The 19898-nt window shown below is 58.4% G+C and carries 16 protein-coding genes; 10 read left to right on the top strand and 6 right to left on the bottom strand.

Annotated elements, in window-relative coordinates:
* Positions 1-62: 62 nt before the first annotated feature.
* Complete coding sequence (locus tag ACWHXT_RS08600; protein ID WP_447929059.1) at positions 63-1283, bottom strand: argininosuccinate synthase; 1221 nt, start codon at positions 1281-1283, stop codon at positions 63-65.
* Positions 1284-1482: 199 nt separating this feature from the next.
* On the opposite strand from ACWHXT_RS08600, the gene rnt reads away from it, so the two are divergent.
* Together rnt and ACWHXT_RS08590 are read left to right on the top strand one after the other, a co-directional pair.
* A complete protein-coding gene (gene rnt / locus ACWHXT_RS08595; RefSeq protein ID WP_447929058.1) occupies positions 1483-2151 on the top strand; it encodes a ribonuclease T in 669 nt (222 codons plus the stop codon).
* 117 nt (positions 2152-2268) lie between these two features.
* Entirely contained in the window at positions 2269-3528 is a 1260-nt protein-coding gene (locus ACWHXT_RS08590) for a 6-phosphofructokinase (protein WP_447528776.1), read from the top strand.
* An 88-nt stretch (positions 3529-3616) separates the two neighbouring features.
* Here ACWHXT_RS08590 and ACWHXT_RS08585 read toward each other — a convergent pair whose 3' ends face one another.
* Positions 3617-5332, bottom strand: a complete 1716-nt coding sequence (locus ACWHXT_RS08585) for a protein kinase domain-containing protein (RefSeq protein ID WP_447957949.1) — start codon at positions 5330-5332, stop codon at positions 3617-3619.
* A 310-nt stretch (positions 5333-5642) separates the two neighbouring features.
* On the opposite strand from ACWHXT_RS08585, the gene ppa reads away from it, so the two are divergent.
* From ppa to purH, 8 genes are all read left to right on the top strand, one after another.
* Positions 5643-6173 (top strand): inorganic diphosphatase, encoded by a 531-nt coding sequence (ppa, locus tag ACWHXT_RS08580; protein WP_447528774.1) that lies wholly within the window; start codon positions 5643-5645, stop codon positions 6171-6173.
* A gap of 213 nt (positions 6174-6386) precedes the next feature.
* Complete coding sequence (gene dsbD, locus ACWHXT_RS08575) at positions 6387-8234, top strand: protein-disulfide reductase DsbD (protein ID WP_447958020.1); 1848 nt, start codon at positions 6387-6389, stop codon at positions 8232-8234.
* Between the two features lie 230 nt (positions 8235-8464).
* On the top strand, positions 8465-8938 hold the full coding sequence (gene accB / locus ACWHXT_RS08570; RefSeq protein WP_447528773.1) for an acetyl-CoA carboxylase biotin carboxyl carrier protein: 474 nt from the start codon (positions 8465-8467) through the stop codon (positions 8936-8938).
* A 30-nt stretch (positions 8939-8968) separates the two neighbouring features.
* Complete coding sequence (accC, locus tag ACWHXT_RS08565; protein ID WP_447929056.1) at positions 8969-10309, top strand: acetyl-CoA carboxylase biotin carboxylase subunit; 1341 nt, start codon at positions 8969-8971, stop codon at positions 10307-10309.
* A gap of 81 nt (positions 10310-10390) precedes the next feature.
* Positions 10391-11302, top strand: a complete 912-nt coding sequence (gene prmA, locus ACWHXT_RS08560; protein ID WP_447957948.1) for a 50S ribosomal protein L11 methyltransferase — start codon at positions 10391-10393, stop codon at positions 11300-11302.
* An 88-nt stretch (positions 11303-11390) separates the two neighbouring features.
* Positions 11391-12431 carry a tRNA dihydrouridine synthase DusB gene (dusB, locus tag ACWHXT_RS08555; RefSeq protein ID WP_447957947.1) on the top strand — a complete coding sequence of 347 codons (1041 nt, stop codon included), beginning with the start codon at positions 11391-11393 and terminating at the stop codon, positions 12429-12431.
* Positions 12432-12445: 14 nt separating this feature from the next.
* A complete protein-coding gene (gene fis / locus ACWHXT_RS08550) occupies positions 12446-12742 on the top strand; it encodes a DNA-binding transcriptional regulator Fis (RefSeq protein WP_447929132.1) in 297 nt (98 codons plus the stop codon).
* A 44-nt stretch (positions 12743-12786) separates the two neighbouring features.
* Positions 12787-14367: a bifunctional phosphoribosylaminoimidazolecarboxamide formyltransferase/IMP cyclohydrolase gene (gene purH / locus ACWHXT_RS08545; protein ID WP_447957946.1), complete on the top strand. Its 1581-nt coding sequence runs from the start codon at positions 12787-12789 to the stop codon at positions 14365-14367.
* 105 nt (positions 14368-14472) lie between these two features.
* On the opposite strand, the gene ACWHXT_RS08540 is transcribed toward purH, so the two are convergent.
* The 4 genes from ACWHXT_RS08540 to ACWHXT_RS08525 form a co-directional block, all read right to left on the bottom strand.
* Positions 14473-15933 carry an NAD-dependent succinate-semialdehyde dehydrogenase gene (locus ACWHXT_RS08540; protein ID WP_447957945.1) on the bottom strand — a complete coding sequence of 487 codons (1461 nt, stop codon included), beginning with the start codon at positions 15931-15933 and terminating at the stop codon, positions 14473-14475.
* Between the two features lie 123 nt (positions 15934-16056).
* Entirely contained in the window at positions 16057-16608 is a 552-nt protein-coding gene (gene folE, locus ACWHXT_RS08535; protein ID WP_447528767.1) for a GTP cyclohydrolase I FolE, read from the bottom strand.
* 318 nt (positions 16609-16926) lie between these two features.
* A complete protein-coding gene (locus tag ACWHXT_RS08530) occupies positions 16927-17913 on the bottom strand; it encodes a serine/threonine protein kinase (protein ID WP_447957944.1) in 987 nt (328 codons plus the stop codon).
* Positions 17914-18235: 322 nt separating this feature from the next.
* Positions 18236-19792: a hypothetical protein gene (locus ACWHXT_RS08525; RefSeq protein ID WP_447957943.1), complete on the bottom strand. Its 1557-nt coding sequence runs from the start codon at positions 19790-19792 to the stop codon at positions 18236-18238.
* Positions 19793-19898 lie beyond the last annotated feature (106 nt).

Genomic DNA, 19898 nt, shown 5'->3' with positions numbered 1-19898 from the left:
ACCGTTACCTGAAAACGACGTCTTGCCGCTAAAAGCGGCCAGCCGCGCTGGCCGCCAAACGTTTAGCTTTGCTTACGTCCTTTGCCTGCGGCGATACGCAGACGCAGCGCGTTCAGCTTGATAAAGCCTTCCGCGTCTTTTTGATCATAAGCGCCGGCATCGTCTTCGAAGGTAGCGATCGACTCATCGAACAGCGACTGCTCGGACTGACGACCCACGACGATGGCATTGCCCTTATAGAGCTTCAAACGCACCACGCCCGAGACATTGCCTTGGGTTTCGTCGATGGCGGCCTGCAGCATGCGCCGCTCCGGGCTCCACCAGTAGCCGTTATAGATCACTTCGGCGTACTTGGGCATCAGTTGGTCTTTCAGGTGTGCCTCTTCACGGTCCAGAGTCAGTGACTCGATGGCGCGGTGGGCGCGCAGCATGATGGTGCCGCCCGGTGTTTCATAGCAGCCGCGCGACTTCATGCCCACGTAGCGGTTTTCGACGATATCCAGACGGCCGATACCGTTGTCGCCGCCGACTTTATTGAGCTTTTCGAGCACTTCGTGGGGCTTGAGCGCTTGGCCGTCGATGGCGACGATATCGCCCTTCTCGAAAGTCAGCTCGATATAGGTCGGTGTTTCCGGCGCCTGTTCCGGCGATACGCTCCAGCGCCACATGTCTTCCTCGGCTTCCGCCCAGGGGTCTTCCAGAATGCCGCCTTCGTAGGAGATATGCAGCAGGTTGGCGTCCATGGAGTACGGGGATTTCTTCTTCTTGCTGGAGAAATCGACCGGAATATTGTGCTCTTCGCAATACGCCATCAATTTCTCACGCGAGGTCAGATCCCACTCGCGCCAGGGCGCGATGACCTTGACGCCAGGCTTGAGCGCGTAGCCGCCCAGCTCGAAGCGCACCTGGTCGTTACCCTTACCGGTCGCGCCGTGAGAGATCGCATCGGCGCCGGTTTCGTTGGCGATTTCGATCAAGCGCTTGGCGATCAGCGGGCGGGCGATCGAAGTGCCGAGCAGGTACTCGCCTTCATAAATGGTGTTGGCGCGAAACATCGGGTAGACGTAGTCGCGCACGAACTCTTCGCGCAGATCTTCGATGTAGATCTCTTTAACACCTAACGCCTCGGCCTTGGCGCGGGCGGGCTCGACTTCTTCACCTTGACCGATGTCGGCTGTGAAGGTCACGACCTCACAGTTATAGGTCTCTTGCAACCACTTAACGATCACGGATGTATCAAGCCCTCCTGAATAGGCCAGCACAACCTTTTTGACATCGGACATTCTCGACTCCTTTGGTTTAGCAAAGCCCGCTCTTAAACACCCGGGCTTTAACGAATTCGTTAAACCCTGAGTATAGCGCTCTCAAAGTCTCGGGAACACCGTCAACGACGCCGCCGGTTCAAAGCTGCTAGAATCAAGCCACTGTTAGCGGTAGCCTGCCGCTACTCTTTACCGACTACTCGCTTTTAAGGAGAGCTGCATGAGCGAGGCAATAGCCCGTGAATTGATGGCCCAACGTTTTCGCAGTTATTTACCGGTCGTCATCGATTTGGAAACGGGTGGATTCAACGCCCAACGTGATGCGGTTCTCGAGATTGCAGCCGTCACGCTCACGATGGACGCCGACGGCAACCTCTTGCCGGATGCGACCTACGCCTACCACATCAAACCTTTCGAGGGGGCGAACGTCGAGCAATCAGCGCTCGATTTCACCGGTATCAACCTGGACGACCCGCTGCGCCAGCAGGTCGCGCTCTCGGAAGAAGAAGCACTGAGCGAGATTTTCAAACCGATTCGTAAGTCGGTCAAAGCGCACAACTGCTCACGCGCCATATTGGTGGGCCACAACGCCGCCTTCGATCACGGTTTCTTGAACGCCGCCGCCAACCGCTGCGGCGTGAAGCGAAGCCCGTTCCACCCCTTCTCGAGCTTCGACACGGCCACCCTCGCCGGTTTCGTCTACGGGCAAACGGTGCTGGCGCGGGCGTGTCGGGCAGCGGGCATCGAGTTCGACAACAAGGCTGCCCACTCGGCGCGCTACGACACCGAGCGCACCGCCGAGCTGTTCTGCGCCATGGTCAACCGTTACAAGGACCTGGGGGGCTGGCGCCTTGCGCTTCAGGAGCAAGACCTGGATACATCGGAGTAACCCGTGATGCAGTTAAAACCGCTTTACGGTAAACTCCGGCCGATATGACTCGATTGGTATCGGTTTCAAAAGCCGGCAACGCCTCACCCCATCCGAATCAGGAGTTAAAAGGTTTCCATGGCTCAGCATAACGCCTTCTACGCCCAGTCCGGTGGCGTCACCGCCGTCATCAATGCAAGCGCCTGTGGCGTTATCGAGGCCTGCCGCCAGGCCCCCGACCAGATTGGCAAAGTGTACGCCGGCCATAACGGCATCATCGGTGCCCTCACCGAAGATTTGATCGATGTCTCCCAGGAAAGCGACGAGTCGATCGCCGCCCTTAGGCACACCCCGGGTGGCGCCTTCGGCTCGTGTCGCTACAAGCTCAAGGACATCGAGACCCATAGAAAACAGTACGAGCGCTTGATCGAGGTCTTCAAGGCCCACGATATTCGTTACTTCTTCTATAACGGCGGCGGCGACAGCGCCGATACCTGCCTCAAGGTCTCGCAGCTTTCCGAGAAGCTCGGCTACCCGCTCACCGCGATCCACGTACCCAAAACCGTGGATAACGACCTGCCAATCACCGATAACAGCCCGGGCTTTGGCAGCGTGGCCAAGTACATCGCCACCTCGACCCGCGAGGCCTCGCTTGATATCGCGTCCATGTGCGCCACCTCGACCAAGGTGTTCGTTCTCGAGGTAATGGGCCGTCACGCGGGCTGGATCGCCGCCGCCGGAGGCTTGGCGGGGGAAGGCGAAGGCGAGCCGCCGCACCTGGTGATCTTTCCGGAGATCGCTTTCGACCGTAAAGCCGTCATGGCGCGAGTCGATGAAAGCGTGAAGAAGTACGGCTACTGCGTGATCGTGGTGTCCGAGGGCGCGCGCTACGAAGACGGCACCTTCCTGGCCGATGCGGGCAACACCGATGCCTTTGGCCACCGCCAGCTCGGCGGCGTGGCGCCAACACTGGCCGGCATGGTGAAACAGGACCTGGGTTACAAATATCACTGGGCGGTGGCCGACTACCTGCAGCGCGCCGCGCGCCACCTGGCGTCGAAAACCGATGTGGAACAAGCCTACGCCGTAGGCCGCGAAGCGGTAAGCCTGGCGCTGGCAGGCAAGAACGCGATGATGCCGGCCATTCGCCGCATTTCGCAAACGCCCTACCAGTGGGACGTGATCTCCGCGCCGCTTTCCCAGGTCGCCAACCAGGAGAAGTTCATGCCGCGGGACTTCATCTCCGATAACGGCTTTGCCATTACCCAAACCTGCCGCGACTATCTTTCGCCGCTGATTCAGGGTGAGGATTTCCCGCCCTTCGAAAATGGTCTGCCGAAAGTCGCCAAGCTGAAGCTTGCCAAGGTCGAGCAAAAACTACCCGCCTTTTCGCTTTAAGCGTTAACGGGTAAAAAAAAGCCGGGGCGATGCTCACATCGTCCCGGCTTTTTAGTGGCTGACTATTCAGTGTGACCGCTACAGCGGACTATCGCAGCAGCCAGGAGAGCACGAGGAGCAACAGCAAAATACCCGCCACCCCCTGCCAGAATCGGCGTGGCTCGCGGCGGGTTTCGTCGCGCACCGGCACCCGGCCAAGCGATACGCGCAGCGCGTGTAAAAGCTCCGATAGCTTTCTAAAACGCAGTGCTCGCTGGGGGTCCAGCGCACGCCGCAGCGCATCGTCCAGCGCCGGGGTAATTTCCGGCGTCGCGCTACGCGCGCTTTTATAACTAAGGGATTCCAGGTCGGTGTGGCTGCGCAGCCGGTCGGGGGTGAGGCTATAGGGAAGCGTCCCGGTCAGCAGCCAGTAGACCGTCGAGGCCAGCGAGTACTGATCGCTTCGCCGTCCAACGCTATCGCCCAGGGCGTATTCCGGGGCGGTGTGCTCGTTAAAACCGACCTGGCGCAACAGCTCGCCGGAGTTACGATGCCCCTCCATATCGCGCATGTGGCAGGCGCTGAAGTCCGCCAGTACGACCTGGCCGTGCTGGTCGATCAAAACGTTGTCCGGGGTGATCTGCTGGTGAATGATGTCCCGGTGGTGCAGCGCCTGCACCGCCTTACCCAGCTGGTTGGCGATGTCCAGGCGCTGCTTGAGGCTTGCCTGAGGGTGGCGGTCCGCCCACTCGCGCAGCGTTTCGCTTTCGATATACGCCATCAGGTAGTAAAGGTAGCGCCGGGGCCGCGAGGGGTCGATCACCTTGACCACGAAGGGCGAGTTGACCCGCTCCACCACCCACTGTTGAAGCAGAAAATGTTCGAGATAGGCGTTGCGTAGCGAAAGCTCCGGGCTTGGCGCCTTCATGACCATACGCCGCTGGGAGTTGATATCGCGCACCTGATAGACCCGCGACTGCGCATTACGCGAAAGGACGCGTTCGACTTCCATGCCGTCGAGGCGCTGACCGGGGGAAAGCTCCGGCGGAATGGGCAGGTCGCCGTAGATGAGCGCCGGGTCATCCTCGGTCTCCTCGGGCAGCTCGTCGATGCGCAGAATCTGAAAGCAGAACTGGTCGCCGCCGTAGCCGCGTTCCTGGGCGCGCTGCTTGGCTTCACTGGCGAGCCGCTCGCAGGCGGCGTCCAGGTCGCTTGCGTCTTCGCGAATCAGGCGCACGTAGTCCGAGGGCATCAGCGTGCCGCGAACGCCCTGGGTGGTGAACACGAAGAAATCGCCCTGCTTTAGATTGATCAGGCTGTAGTCGATATCCAGGCTGCCATCCATACCCAGTGCCCGCGAAGGGTAGCGGTAGCCGCCGACGTCGGTGACGTGATCGCGGGTGAGTTGCTCGAACTCGGCACCGCGCAAGCGAAAGACCAGCGTGTCCCCCATATGAAACAGGTTGGCCTCACCGGCTTTGAAAATCATCGCCGACATGGACGAGACGAAGCTGCCCTCTTTGACGTGCTGGCTCTGGCTATAGCACCAGCTATTGAGAGCGAGCATCACCCTGGTCGCCGAGGTTTTGATATCCCAGTGCTCCGGCGTCGAGTAGTAGTCGGCCATGAAGCCGCGCACGCTCAAATCCCCCGCCTGTTTCGCCATGGTATTGCGCGAAAGCGAATCGCTGATCACCGCGCAGGCGCCCTTGGTGTTGAGCAAGGGGGTGTCCGGCACGCTTACCGACATGGAGCTTCGATGCTTTCGCCGGTCCGGGGCAACAAACGCCTGGCCGTAGCTGATCAGTAATTGAGCGTGCGCCAATTCATCCTCCTTGGCCGCGGGCGTGAAATATCAAAAAAAGAGGCGCCAACCGCCAAGCGCCCTATCGATAGGCGTTATCATACACGTTGCGTAAGCACAGCGATGCCCGCCAATGGTCGGTGATCGTCAACGCGGCTGGCCGCCTCGAGGCGAATAACGCTTTTGCATTTCAAGTTAAAACCGGGGAAATTTAGCGCGTGGCCGACGTTGAATTGGTAATTCTGCGGTCTTATTCGTATAATTTGTCGCAATTGCGCAATACATCAATCGCTTAGACTCCGTACGTTAAAAGCCAAGCTAAGGACTCCAAATGAACTTCGACCACATCCCCGCTGGAAAGGATCTGCCCAACGATATTTATGTGGCGATCGAAATTCCGGCTAACCACGCCCCGATCAAGTACGAAATCGATAAAGACATGGGCGCGCTGCTGGTTGACCGCTTCATGGCCACTCCGATGTTCTACCCGGCCAACTACGGCTTCATTCCCCACACCCTGGCCGACGACGGCGACCCCCTCGACGCACTGGTCGTGACGCCGCACCCCGTCGCGCCGGGTAGCATCATCCGCGCTCGTCCGGTGGGCATTCTCAACATGACCGACGAAGCCGGCGAAGACGCCAAGCTGGTTTGCGTACCGCACCCCAAGCTCAGCACGCTTTATGACGACATCCATGAAGTGACTGACCTGCCTGAGCTGCTTCGCCAGCAAATCGCGCACTTCTTCGAGAACTACAAGGATCTCGAAAAAGGCAAGTGGGTGAAGGTCGAGTCCTGGGAAGGCGTAGACGCCGCGCGCAAAGCCATCGAAAAATCCGTGTCCGCTTACCAGAAAGCGTAAGCCACGCTTTTTTTGCCGCGCTAAAGGGCCGCCCAAGGGCGGCCCTTTTGTATGGAAAACGAATTTATTGAAAAAGTCGGCATCGAAGACGAATGCATGGAAAACCCGTGCATTCAAGGCGGGCCAGGCGCCGAGCGCGGCACGTCATCGCAGCCGCTACGCGCGTCCGCTCTGGTACGTTATGCTACGCGGGACGATTTTCAAGGACCTGCCGTGTTATTGATCAAGCGCTTACTCTTAACCTGTTTACTGGCTCTACCGCTGGCAGCCCAGGCCCAGTGGTTCTCGGATAGCAGCCAAAGTGATTTTCTCCCGGTACACGAGGCGTTTCAAAGCCAGGCCTGGCACGACGGTGAGCGGGTTTACGTCGGGGTGGATATCAGCGAGGGCTACTACCTCTACCGTCATCAGCTCGCCCTCGAGGCCTCCAATGAACAAGCGCTGCTGGACGCGCCGGTCATTCCCCAGGGCCGCTTGATTACCGACGAATTCATGGGCGAAGCCTACGTTTTCAGGGACCAGCTGGTATTCGAAGCGCCCTTTACCACCGCTCAAAACGGCCCGGTTTCCCTCGAGTTCCGCTTTCAGGGCTGCGCCGACGCCGGACTCTGCTACCCGCCAGAGCAGATTACCTTGGAGGCCGCCCAAACGTCCCCGCCCGCCGCTTTTGCAGACTGGCAAAGCGAGGCAGAAGAAGCACCAGCGGCCACGACCGCGGGGGACGCCGCCTCATTAAGCGCGCCGCAAAGCGAAGATGGGCGCTTCAGCGCGCTGATTAGCGAAACCAGCCTGCCCGTCGCGCTCGGGCTGTTTTTGTTGGCGGGCATCGGGCTGACCTTTACGCCCTGCGTATTGCCGATGCTGCCCATACTCTCGTCGATCATCGTGGGACAAAACCCCACGCGGCCGCGGGCCTTCGTGCTCTCCTCGAGCTACGTGCTGGGCATGGCCGCCACCTACGCCGTGGTCGGCATACTGATGGGCCTGTTCGGCGCGGGGCTCAACCTGCAGGCACGGCTACAGTCGGCGCCGGTATTGATCGGCTTTGCGATTCTTTTTGGCCTGTTCGGCTTGGCCATGCTGGGGGCGTTCGACCTGCGCCTTTCGCCGCGCCTTGCTCAGCAGGTAGAGCGCTGGCAAACCCGCGCTCAGCAAAGTGGCCCCGCGGGGCTGGCGCTGGCCGGGGCATTGTCGGTATTGGTGGTGTCGCCCTGCGTGACCGCGCCGCTGGCCGGCGCTTTAGTGTTCATCTCGACCACGGGCGACGCCTTGATGGGTGGCGCGGTGCTGTTTGCTTTAGGGCTAGGCATGGGTTTGCCGCTCTTACTGGTGGGCACGTTCGGCACGACCCTGCTGCCGCGCTCCGGGGCGTGGATGAATGGCGTCAAAGTGGCCTTCGGGCTGCTGCTCTTTGGCGTGGCCATCTGGATGATCGAGCGGTTAATCGACCCGGCGATGGCGCTTTTGCTCTGGGCCGGCCTGGCAATCGGTACCGCGTTGACGCTTGGCGCGCTGACCCCTCACCCGGCAAACGGCTTTGCCCGCGCACGTCAGACCCTTGCCCTGATGCTGCTGGCCTGGGGGGTGGCGCTGGTCTTCGGCGCCGCTCAAGGCAGTCACGACCCGCTGCGCCCGCTGGGCGGCTTTGGCTCATCGACCGCTTCATCCCAGCGGGCCGAGCCGCCCGCTTTCACTACGGTGGCGGGGCTCGAAGAGCTGCAGAGTGCCCTGGAACAAAGCGGTGATACCCTTGCATTCGTGCACTTCACCGCGGACTGGTGTATCGCCTGCAAGGTGATGGAGCGCAACGTCTACCCGGACCCGCGCGTGGTAAGCGAACTCGAAGACCTGACGCTGATCGAGGTCGATGTCACCGAGACCACACCGCAAACCCGGGCGGCGCTGGAGGCATTCGATCTATTCGGCCCGCCGAGCCTTTTGTTTTTCGATGCAGGTGAAGAGATTCGCCAGGCCCGTGTTCAGGGCGATATCAGCGCCGACGCCCTCGCAAAGCACCTCGCCTCGCTCAAACGCTTTCAGCAAGACGACCGGGGCGCTTAGTAGCCGCTTACTGCGCCCATGAGGGCTTTAAAGCCCCCGCGCTGGACAATAGGGGTGTTTTTCGGCAAACTCCGCCCCCATATCGGTCAAATACGCGCTTTTAAGGCTGTCCGGCAGACATCGTTCGTTAACGTGCAGCCTTTTGACTCATTTACCATTTGGTTTACTGCGCTTTTAAACGTGCGTTTCAAGGCACGCGCACCATTATTCACCAGCATAGGGCCCCCGTTATGGATATTCGCAAGGTTAAAAAACTCATCGAGCTGCTCGAAGAATCCAACATCAGCGAAATCGAGATTCAGGAAGGCGAAGAGTCGGTCCGCATCAGCCGTCACCCGGATGGCGCAAGCTGGCAGCCTCAGCAAATGCCGCAATACGGCTACCCGGGCTACCCCCAGCCGGCACCGGCACCCGCGGCTCAGCCCTCCAGCACCGATACCGCCCCGGACGCCCCGGCGACCAGCTACCGCGGTGAAGCGGTCAACTCGCCTATGGTCGGCACCTTCTACCGTAGCCCGGCGCCGGGTGCGAAGGCCTTTGTCGAAGTAGGTGATACCGTCAAGCAAGGCGATACGGTATGTATCGTCGAAGCCATGAAAATGATGAACCAGATCGAAGCCGATCGCGACGGCGTGGTAGAGGCTATCCTGGTGGAAGACGGAGAGCCGGTGGAATTCGATCAGCCCATGATCGTCATCGCTTAATCTTTCATTTCAATACGGGTGGATTCTCCCATGCTGGATAAGGTACTTATCGCGAATCGCGGCGAGATTGCCCTGCGTATTCTTCGCGCCTGTAAAGAGCTAGGGATCAAGACCGTAGCGGTGCACTCCAAGGCCGACCGGGACCTTATGCACGTACGCCTGGCCGACGAAGCGGTATGCATTGGGCCGGCAGCCTCGAGCCAGTCCTATCTCAACATCCCCGCGCTGATCAGCGCCGCCGAAGTGACCGACTCGAGCGCCATACACCCCGGCTACGGCTTTTTATCCGAAAACGCCAACTTCGCCGAACAGGTCGAGCGCTCCGGGTTTACCTTCATTGGGCCCCGCGCCGAGACCATTCGCCTGATGGGCGACAAGGTCAGCGCCATCGAGTCGATGAAAGAAGCCGGCGTTCCGACCGTGCCCGGCTCCGACGGGCCGCTGGGTGACGACGACGCCACCAATCTGGCCACGGCAAACCGCATCGGCTACCCGGTCATCATCAAGGCCGCCGCCGGCGGCGGTGGCCGCGGTATGCGCGTGGTGCACACCGAAGGCCACCTGCTCTCGGCGATTACCGTGACCCGCACCGAAGCCCACGCCGCTTTCGGCGATGGCACGGTGTACATGGAAAAATTCCTGGAAAAGCCGCGCCACGTGGAAGTCCAGGTACTCGCCGACGGCCAGGGCAACGCCATCCACCTTTATGACCGCGACTGCTCCTTGCAGCGCCGCCACCAGAAGGTGCTGGAAGAAGCCCCGGCGCCGGGGATCGACCCGGACGCCCGCGCCAAAGTGCTGGAAGCGTGCCGCCAGGCGTGTCTGGAAATCAACTACCGTGGCGCCGGCACCTTCGAGTTTCTTTACGAAGACGGCGAATTCTTCTTTATCGAGATGAATACCCGGGTCCAGGTCGAGCACCCCGTGACCGAAATGGTCACCGGTGTCGATATCGTCAAGGAGCAGCTGCGTATCGCCTCGGGTTTGCCGCTGTCGATTCGCCAGGAAGACGTGCAGATCAATGGCCACTCCTTCGAGTGCCGGATCAACGCCGAAGACGCGCGTACTTTCATGCCCTCGCCGGGCAAGGTGACGCTCTATCACGCGCCGGGTGGGCTTGGCGTGCGCATGGACTCGCACATATACACGGGTTACAGCGTGCCGCCGCACTACGACTCCTTGATCGGCAAGTTGATCACCTGGGGCGCCAACCGCGAGACCGCTTTGACGCGTATGCGCAACGCCCTCGACGAGCTACTGGTCGAAGGGATCAAAACCAATATCGACCTGCAAAAAGATCTGGTACGGGATAGCTACTTCCGCCAGGGCGGCGTCAATATTCACTATCTCGAGAAAAAGCTGAGCAGCTAATCCACGCTTGCAATCGAGTCTGACGGGGTGGCCTGGCCACCCCGTTATCGTTTCCCCCGTTCATCATTTTCGGAGAGTGCCATGCCCTGGCTACAGCTTCGCGCCCACGTCGCCCCCGAGCAGGCGGAACTTCTCGAGGAACTCTTACTGGAAGAAGGCGCCACCGCCATCGGCCTGCAAGACGCCGAGGACGATCCGGTGTTCGAGCCCGACCGGGGCACTACCCCCCTCTGGCAAGACACCATTTTGACCGGCCTGTACGACGACCTGGAAGGCATCGACGCGATGCTTTCACGCATCGAGGCGGCCTGGGCCGAGCAGATGCCCGGCGAACCCTGCCCGAGTATCGAGTACGAGCTCTTGGCGGATCGTGACTGGGAGCGCGAGTGGATGGACGACTTCGCCCCGCTACAAATGGGCGAGCGTCTCTGGATCGTGCCCAGCTGGCACACGCCACCCCACGTTGATGCGGTCAACCTGATCCTCGACCCGGGCCTGGCGTTTGGTACCGGCACCCACGCCACCACCGCGCTTTGTCTCGAGTGGCTCGACGGCCTGGCGGTCGAAGGCAGTCTCGAGGGTAAAACCGTACTGGATGTGGGCTGTGGCTCGGGCATTCTTGCCATCGCCGCACTCAAGCTGGGCGCCGATAGAGCCGATGCCACCGACATCGACCCCCAGGCGCTGCAGGCCAGCCGCGAAAACGCCGAGCGTAATCAGGTGGCCAAAGAGCGGCTATCGCTTTACTACCCGGAGCAGCTCGAAGGCGGCGACTACCCGATCGTGACCGCCAACATCCTGGCCGGGCCGTTGATCGAACTGGCCGGCACCATCGCCGGCCACGTGGCCGCGGGCGGCCATATCGCGCTTTCCGGCATTCTGGCCAACCAGGCCGACGAGGTCATTAAAGCCTACGAAGCCCAGGGGCTTGTCATCGACGAGCCGGCGGTACGCGAAGGCTGGGTGCGCCTGACCGGCAAGCGGCCGGTATAATTGCCGCAGGGCCTTCACCCGGTTAGCGGGTAGGCGTATCATACGCCCCTTTAACGCGCCCACCCGCTCGCCCAACGCTTGAATCATCATGACATTATCGACCCTTAAGCTTCCTGACATTGGGCCTTACCCCCTTCATGGCCCGGTAATGCTGGCCCCCATGGCCGGCGTGACCGACCGGCCGTTTCGCAGGCTTTGCCGCCGCCTTGGCGCAGGCTGGGTAGTGGGCGAAATGGTGACCTCCGACCCTTCGCTTTGGCGCACCCGCAAATCTCAGCTGCGCATGGACCATACCGGCGAGCCCTCGCCCAGGGTGGTGCAAATTGCCGGCGGTGACGCCGCGATGCTCGCCAACGCCGCCCGGCTCAACGCCGAGCTTGGCGCCCAGGTGATCGATATCAATATGGGCTGCCCAGCCAAGAAGGTGTGCAATAAAGCGGCGGGCTCGGCGTTGATGCGCGACGAAGCGCTGGTGGCCGAGATACTGGACGCGGTGGTGCGCGCGGTGGATATCCCCGTGACGCTTAAAATCCGTACCGGCTGGTGTCAGGACTCCAACAACGCGCTGAGCATCGCAAGGCTTGCCGAGTCCGCCGGGATCCAGGCATTGGCGATACATGGAAGACACCGGGAACAGCGCTATACTGGTTGTGCCGAGTACGACACCATCGCCGAGGTCGCCTCTCATCTGTCGATTCCAGTGATCGCCAACGGCGATATCACCACCCCCGAGAAGGCCGCTTTCGTGCTCGATTACACCGGGGCGGATGCGCTCATGGTAGGTCGAGGCGCCCAGGGCAACCCCTGGATATTCGAACAGATCAATCACTACCTGGCCCACGGTGAACGCCTTGCACCACCTTCGCTGGCCACGCGTCGCATCGTGCTCGACGAGCACATCGCCGCTCTGCATGCGTTTTACGGTGACACCATGGGCGCGCGCATTGCGCGCAAACATCTGGGCTGGTATCTCGACGAGGACACGCGCTTCGACGAGGCCCAACGCAAGTCATTAAAACAACAATTCAATGCGCTCAGCACCCCTCAGGCACAGTTTGAATGGATCAACGAGGCGATGACGCCTGACGCCGCGGCGCACCTGCTAGCAAAAGGAAGCCATGCTGCATGAACGAACGTTTTATAATGAATAGCGAAGTGACTTCTCTCGGTGCCCAGAGCCCGGACCCGCAAGCGGGCCCTCAACCCTTGAGAGAAGCCGTTGAAAGCGCGATGCGCCGTTACTTCGAGCATCTCGATGGCAGTCAGGCCACTGACCTTTATGCCATGGTGATGGCCGAAGTAGAGGCACCACTTCTTGCCTGCGTGATGGACCACACCGATGGTAACCAGACGCGAGCCGCCGACGTGCTGGGACTCAACCGAGGCACACTGCGCAAGAAGCTTAAGCAGTACAGCCTAATCGAAAGTGACGCCCCTTAAATGGGGCGTTGTCGTTTTTAATCCCTGACTCTTACGAGCATCCAATGGCAGATAGCACCCACACTCCTGTTCGCCGCGCCCTCCTGAGCGTTTCTGACAAAACCGGCATCGTCGACTTCGCCCGCGGGCTGAGCGAGCAAGGCGTTGCCCTGCTCTCGACGGGCGGTACGTTTCGTCTACTCAAGGAAAACGGAATCGAAGTGCAGGAAGTATCCGAGCATACCGGCTTTCCGGAAATCATGGATGGCCGAGTCAAAACGCTGCATCCCAAAATCCATGGCGGCATTCTGGCGCGTCGGGGCCAGGACGATGCGGTCATGGCGGAAAACGATATCGACCCCATCGATATGGTGGTGGTGAATCTCTACCCCTTCGCGGCTACCGTGGCCAAGGACGACTGCACCCTTGAAGACGCTATCGAAAACATCGATATCGGCGGCCCGACCATGGTGCGCGCTTGCGCCAAGAACCACGCCTACACCACCATCGTCGTCAACACCAGCGACTACGCCCGGGTGCTGGGTGAGATGGCCGCTCAGAATGGCGCCGTGAGCGAAGCGACCCGCTTCGATCTGGCGGTCAAGGCTTTCGAGCACACCGCCGGTTACGACGGTGCGATCGCCAACTACCTCGGGCGCCAGGTCAGCGAAAGCGACGCTACTTTCGCGCGCACCTTCAACCTGCAACTGAACAAAAAGCAGGACATGCGCTACGGCGAAAACCCGCACCAGCAGGCGGCGTTCTACGTCGACCCGAACGTTTGTGAACCAAGCGTTGCTACGGCCAAAATCCGCCAGGGCAAGCCGCTCTCTTATAATAACGTGGCCGATACCGACGCGGCGTTCGAAGCCGTCAAGGCCTTCGATGAAACGGCGTGCGTGATCGTCAAGCACGCCAACCCTTGCGGTGTGGCCACCGCCACCACGGCCCTGCAAGCCTACGACAAGGCCTTCGCCACCGACCCGACCAGCGCCTTTGGCGGTATCATCGCCTTCAACGTAGCGCTTGACGGCGACACCGCCCGCGCCATCGTGGAGCGCCAGTTCGTCGAGGTGATCATCGCCCCCGGCGTCAGCGACGAAGCCGCCGCCATCGTGGCCGAGAAAAAGAACGTGCGCCTGCTGGAAACCGCTGCCCTAGAGGGCCGAAACATAAAAGCCGCGCTGGACTACAAGCGCGTCAACGGCGGTCTGTTGGTGCAGGAGCTCGACCAGGGCGCGGTCACCCGGGACGAGCTCACCGTGGTCAGCAAACGCGCGCCCTCCGAGCAAGAGCTGGGTGATCTCCTGTTTGCCTGGCGGGTCGCCAAGTTCGTCAAATCCAATGCGATCGTCTACGCCAAGGATGGCCAGACCATCGGCGTGGGTGCCGGTCAAATGAGCCGCGTCTATTCGGCGAAGATCGCCGGCATCAAGGCCTCGGACGAAGGCCTCACCGTGCCAGGCTCGGTCATGGCCTCGGACGCCTTCTTCCCCTTCCGCGACGGCATCGACGCCGCCGCAAAAGCGGGCATCACCGCGGTCATTCAGCCCGGTGGCTCCATGCGCGACCAGGAAGTGATCGACGCCGCCGACGAGGCCGATATCGCCATGGTCTTTACCGGCATGCGCCATTTCCGCCACTAAGTACGACGGGAGAAGAGCCGCCGCCCATTAGCCGAGCGGCTCATCCATTAAAAAGCCCGGGCATTTGCCCGGGCTTTTCTGCACTAGCCATTATCGATCAATCGATTAGCTGCCAAGCTCCATACACAGATACTTGGTCTCCAGGTACTCCTCGAGGCCCTGATGGCCACCTTCGCGGCCAAGACCGGAGGCCTTCACCCCGCCAAAGGGCGCGGCGGCGTTGGAGATCAGCCCGGTATTGATCCCCACCATGCCGTACTCCAGCGCCTCGGAGACACGCCATACCCGAGCCAGATCCTTCGAATAGAAGTAGGAGGCCAGACCGTACTGGGTATCGTTGGCCATCTCGATGGCGGTCTCCTCGTCATCGAAGGGGAACACCGCCGCCAGCGGGCCAAACGTCTCTTCGTGGGCGACCTTCATCTTGTCGTTGGCGAAGTTGATCAGCGTCGGCGTGAAGAAGTTGCCGCCCAGCGGGTGCGGCTGGCCCCCCAACAGCAGCTCGGCGCCGTTATCCACGGCGTCCTGAACGTGCTCGCTGACCTTTTTGACCGCGTCTTCGTTGATCAAGGGGCCCACGTTGACATTGGCCTCGGTGCCGTCACCGACGTGCAGCTCGCTATTCATCGCCACGGCCAGCTTTTCGCAAAAGGCGTTAATCACGCTGGACTGCACCAAAAAGCGGTTGGTGCACACACAGGTTTGCCCGGCATTGCGAAACTTGGCCGCCATGGCACCTTCGACGGCGGCGTCGAGGTCCGCGTCTTCGAAGACGATAAAGGGCGCGTTGCCACCCAGCTCCAGGGAAATTTTCTGCACGTGCTGCGCGGCTTGCGCCATCAGCTCGCGCCCCACTTCGGTTGAGCCGGTGAAGGTAATCTTGCGCACCTTGGGCGAGTCGGTCAGCGCTTTGGCGATCTCGGAAGCGCTGCCCGGCACGACGTTGAACACGCCGCGGGGGATGCCCGCACGCTCGGCCAACAGCGCAAGCGCGGTAGCGGAAAACGGCGTTTGGCTGGCGGGCTTGACGACGATCGTGCAGCCTGCGGCCAGCGCCGCCCCGGCCTTGCGGGTAATCATCGCCGCCGGGAAGTTCCAAGGGGTGATCGCCCCGACCACGCCCACGGGTTGTTTGGTCACCAGGATACGCTGACTGGCTTTCGCCGCCGGGATGGTTTCCCCGTAAACCCGGCGCGCCTCTTCGGCGAACCAGCGAATGAAACTCGCCGCGTAGGCGATTTCGCCTTCGGCTTCCTTGACGGGTTTACCCTGCTCGTGGGTCATCAGTACGGCCAGGTCGTGCTGATGCTCCATCATCAGGTCATACCACTTGAACAGCAAATCCGAGCGCTCCTGGGCGGTCAGCGCACGCCAGGCGGGCAGCGCGCGGTCCGCGGCGTCGATCGCCCGCTCGGTCTCCGCGCGACCAAGGCGCGGCATGTCGCCCATGCTTTCGCCGGTAGCGGGGTTGATGACATTGATCTGCTCGCCGCTGTCGGCGGCGACCCAGCTACCGTCTATATAGGCAAACGGGCAGTACAGTTCGGTTTCCTTGAGCGCTTCCATGACAGTCTCCTGACCCGAAGGTCGTCGGTGATTTCCATGTTCGATTCATTTCAATCGTTTCATGCTAAGACGAATCTGCCCGTTTGACCAAATGTTTGCTTTCAGGTAGTGAAATTTCCTCGCTTAGTTCACCAGCGTCAAAAACTCCTGGCGCGTTGCCTGGCTGCTTCTAAAGCGACCCAGCATCACCGAGGTGGTCATACTCGAGTTCTGCTTCTCGACGCCGCGCATCATCATGCAAAGATGGCGCGCCTCGATCACCACGCCCACGCCTTTCGCGCCGGTCACTTCCTGCACCGTTTCAGCGATTTCGCGGGTCAGGTTCTCCTGGATCTGCATACGCCGGGCGTACATATCGACGATACGTGCGAACTTTGAAAGCCCCAGCACCTTGCCATCGGGCAGGTAGGCAATATGACACTTGCCGATAAACGGCAGCAGGTGGTGTTCGCACATGGAGTAGAGTTCGATGTCCTTGACCAGCACCATCTCGTCGGTTTGCGACTCGAACACGGCGTTGTTGACGATCTCATCGAGCGAGGTTTTATAGCCCGCGTTCAAAAACTGCATCGCCTTGGCGGCGCGGGTGGGTGTATCCCGCAGCCCTTCCCGGTCCGGGTCCTCGCCCAGGGCGGTAATAATGTCGCGGTAGTTCTTTGCAATGTCATCGGTCATGACGAGCCTCATTCAACCTAACTGATGGGCGGCACGGGCTTTAGAACACACTTGCGGGTTCATCGATAGCGCGGGGATGCGTGCCGCCCCATGGCAAACTGCTTTCAGGCGCTTTTACGCCATAAGCCGCCAGGCCCATGAACGTTTGAATCATTAAAAGCGAAAAGTTAAAAGCGATGGAGTGCGCGCATTTTACCCTACCCGGGGCTTGGGTGGCAGGGTAAAACCGACCAAAAACCGTGGTTAAACATCCACATCCCGACATTCAAACGCCGCTGCCCTTGCCCGACCCAAGCGCCGCGCTTTAACGGGCGTCTTTCATGCAAGCCAGCGCGGCTCGCTTAGTTGAAGCAGTTGCTGCTCCAGTTGGCGAATGTGCTGGTCCCAATAGCCGCTTTCGGCCACCCAGGGAAACGCCCGGGGAAAAGCCGGGTCCTCCCAGCGCGACACCAGCCACGCCGTGTAGCGAATCAAGCGGTAGGCTCTTAGCGACTCGATCACGCCAAGCTGCTCGCGGGGAAAGGGCCTAACCTGCTCGTAGCCTTCGATCATTTCACTCAGCTGGGCTTGCCAGCTATCGGGCTCCCCGGTGGGCAGCAACATCCACACGTCTTGAATGGCGGGCGCCATCAGGCAATCGTCGAAATCGACCAGGTGAAAGCGCTCGTCGCGGCCCAGAATATTACCCAGGTGGCAGTCGCCGTGGGTACGTACCAGGGGTGTTTTGGCGACGCCAAGCCGCGCCAGGGCCGCAAGCGTTTTATCGATTACCTGGCAGTAGGCTCTTTGCTGGTGCCCCCCTAACCGGCCACTGGCCAGCACCCGCGCCTCGGCGTCCTTTATGTCTTTTTCGAAACAAAGCGTGTGGCGGTGCTCGAAACTGCCCTTCGCGGCCTGCTCGTGCAACTGGCCCAATAGCTCGCCCAGCGCGAAAAGATGCACGGGATTATCGAGCTCCGGTGCCTGGCCCACGCACTGGGGGAATAGTGCAAAGCGAAATGGCTGGTCGCCATGCACGTAGGTGTGAAGCGAGCGGCCCTGGCCATCGCGCCAGGGGGCGCTGACCGGTACGCGGGCGGCCTCTAACTCGGCAAGAAAGTCGTGCTCTTCTTCGATCGCCGCGTCGCTCCAGCGCCCGGGGCGGTAAAACTTCACCACCCAGCGTTTTTGATCATCGTCCTGGAACATCAATACGCGGTTTTCGTAGCTATTGAGCGCAAAGGGCTCGGCGGCCGGATAGATGCCAACGGATTCGGCGGCGGAGATCACCGCATCCGGGGAAAGCGCGCTAAATGCGTGGGCCATACGCAGCTCCTGCAAATCGCTCATTCTATCAGTTACTTCCCAGAGGTGCCTCGCCCAAAGGTGCCTCGTTAGCTCGTGTCCAATGTGGTTACTACTACGACTGACAGGAAAGACGTTAGTGGCTATCTGATGGGTTACTACAACCAGCAGCGACCTCATTCCTTTAATGGTGGCATTTCTCCCGCCAGGGCTGAGGAAAATCTTAAATTACTGTCCGGTATTAGTTGACCACTACACTACCATTATAAAAGAAAAATATTCTTTATCTAAATCCATCTCATAGGCCATTTAACCTTCAAAAGGCTACCCTAAATTATTCATATCAACCCCTATCATTTAATATATATTCACATTCAGTCTTATGACCTTCAGCTGGTACACACTCAAAAAAAACCTCATCACCTTTTTTAGCGCTCAAAATGTCACTTTTTGGCTTTAATATCACTGATTTAAAATAAGTTATTTTATAAGGCATTAATACTTCTTGACTAAAAATCTTTAAAACCTCTCCTTTTTCATCTACTCTCAAATCTAAAACACTGCCAATTTTCAATTTATCTTGGGCGTCGATTCCATCACATTCAAGAATAAAACCAATTTCTGCGCCATCTTTGATACCTCCTAAATTGACAGCACCTTCTCCTAGCAGGATATTAGCTGCATCATAAACATCTGTTGCTTCTTTTTGATTATAAACATGTTCAGCATTAAAAAATATATCACACCCCATCCTTTCAGAAATAACTCTTGCCTTCTCAATGTACATAAGAAAACTATCAATGTACTTAAATCTAGATATTCCTTTAATGTTTTTTGCATTCGCACTAAAGGCGATATCACCATGTATTTCCAATGATGTATGCAGTTCGTTTCCGTTAAAAAGGCTATCGAAAAAAAATTTTATTTTATTAAAATATGGTAAATTTTTAATATTTCTTCCATCCCATTTCGAAAAATTCAACGAAATATCGAAACCAGACCCCTTATTAAAATTAGCTATCGGCCGAGTATATTTTAGCGAGAAAATTTCTGAGCAGGCAAAACCTTCAAATCGCATGGCCTTAGTGCCAGAAAAGATTTTTCCATGCACATCATTAAACTGTTCTGTTATATTAGTGTCAACGTCGATTAACCATATCTTATGTATTGCTTCGATACCGTCATTTTTAATTTCTATCTGGGAAATTCCATCCGTAGAGCCTCCAGGAAAGCCGTCTCCACTAATTTCAAAATACTCTGCAGGCAAGCTAGCATCCTGTCCTTCTTCAAATATTTTTCTTAATATTTTTACACCTTCTTCACCTTTTACTTCAAAATTAAAAGACACATCCTCCTTAGCGTGGTACTCAAAAACAGTTTTTCCATCCTTAAATTGAGTAACCACTTCAAACCTTGGATCGGATTCTTCTATAGCTTTTGCTGTAGCATTATGAACATTATATATAGCTGATGTAATTATCTTCTTGGGTAGCCCTGTCAGAGCCATCGTTGTCTGATGTATTGCATCTTCTGTAGTTGGGAGTCGCGTTCCTTGCTCTTTAAACGCTTTGTCTTCAGCTGTTTTCTTCCAATCTCTGAGCAAAATCGCTGAATATCGAGACTCATTTCTATCAATAACAGTGGAGCACGTTGAGCAAAGCCAAATTGCATTTGATATAGAGCTTCTTTCCTTTGAATTCATAGTTGAGTCATAGCGAGCTCCACCAGGTGCGGCTGCATGTATATGAGCAGCAACCCCAACATTGCTCACCTTTAACTCGGTTTCGCCTGGAGCAGCAGTAGGTGCTCGACAATCGGGGTTGGAGCAACGTTGAGACACCCTACGGCTCAGTACATCTTTAACTTTCGACGTAAATTCATCTTCTTTTTTTCTTGTCACACCTACCTCCCATGCCTTAACTCAATCAAAATTTTAACGAAGCATAACTAAAAATAACTTATAGCTATATAGTCAAATAATATTTAGCTTTAGGTCTCGAAAACAT

It is taken from the genome of Vreelandella halophytica (assembly GCF_968193635.1).
Note: the sequence above shows the minus strand (reverse complement) of the source record. Positions and strands in the feature narration are given on the sequence as shown.

Coding starts and splice junctions, on each gene's coding strand:
- ACWHXT_RS08600 (WP_447929059.1), bottom strand. CDS start 1,283: ATGTCCGATGTCAAAAAGGTTGTGCTGGCCTATTCAGGAGGGCTTGAT.
- rnt (WP_447929058.1), top strand. CDS start 1,483: ATGAGCGAGGCAATAGCCCGTGAATTGATGGCCCAACGTTTTCGCAGT.
- ACWHXT_RS08590 (WP_447528776.1), top strand. CDS start 2,269: ATGGCTCAGCATAACGCCTTCTACGCCCAGTCCGGTGGCGTCACCGCC.
- ppa (WP_447528774.1), top strand. CDS start 5,643: ATGAACTTCGACCACATCCCCGCTGGAAAGGATCTGCCCAACGATATT.
- accB (WP_447528773.1), top strand. CDS start 8,465: ATGGATATTCGCAAGGTTAAAAAACTCATCGAGCTGCTCGAAGAATCC.
- accC (WP_447929056.1), top strand. CDS start 8,969: ATGCTGGATAAGGTACTTATCGCGAATCGCGGCGAGATTGCCCTGCGT.
- prmA (WP_447957948.1), top strand. CDS start 10,391: ATGCCCTGGCTACAGCTTCGCGCCCACGTCGCCCCCGAGCAGGCGGAA.
- dusB (WP_447957947.1), top strand. CDS start 11,391: ATGACATTATCGACCCTTAAGCTTCCTGACATTGGGCCTTACCCCCTT.
- fis (WP_447929132.1), top strand. CDS start 12,446: ATGAATAGCGAAGTGACTTCTCTCGGTGCCCAGAGCCCGGACCCGCAA.
- purH (WP_447957946.1), top strand. CDS start 12,787: ATGGCAGATAGCACCCACACTCCTGTTCGCCGCGCCCTCCTGAGCGTT.
- ACWHXT_RS08540 (WP_447957945.1), bottom strand. CDS start 15,933: ATGGAAGCGCTCAAGGAAACCGAACTGTACTGCCCGTTTGCCTATATA.
- folE (WP_447528767.1), bottom strand. CDS start 16,608: ATGACCGATGACATTGCAAAGAACTACCGCGACATTATTACCGCCCTG.
- ACWHXT_RS08530 (WP_447957944.1), bottom strand. CDS start 17,913: ATGGCCCACGCATTTAGCGCGCTTTCCCCGGATGCGGTGATCTCCGCC.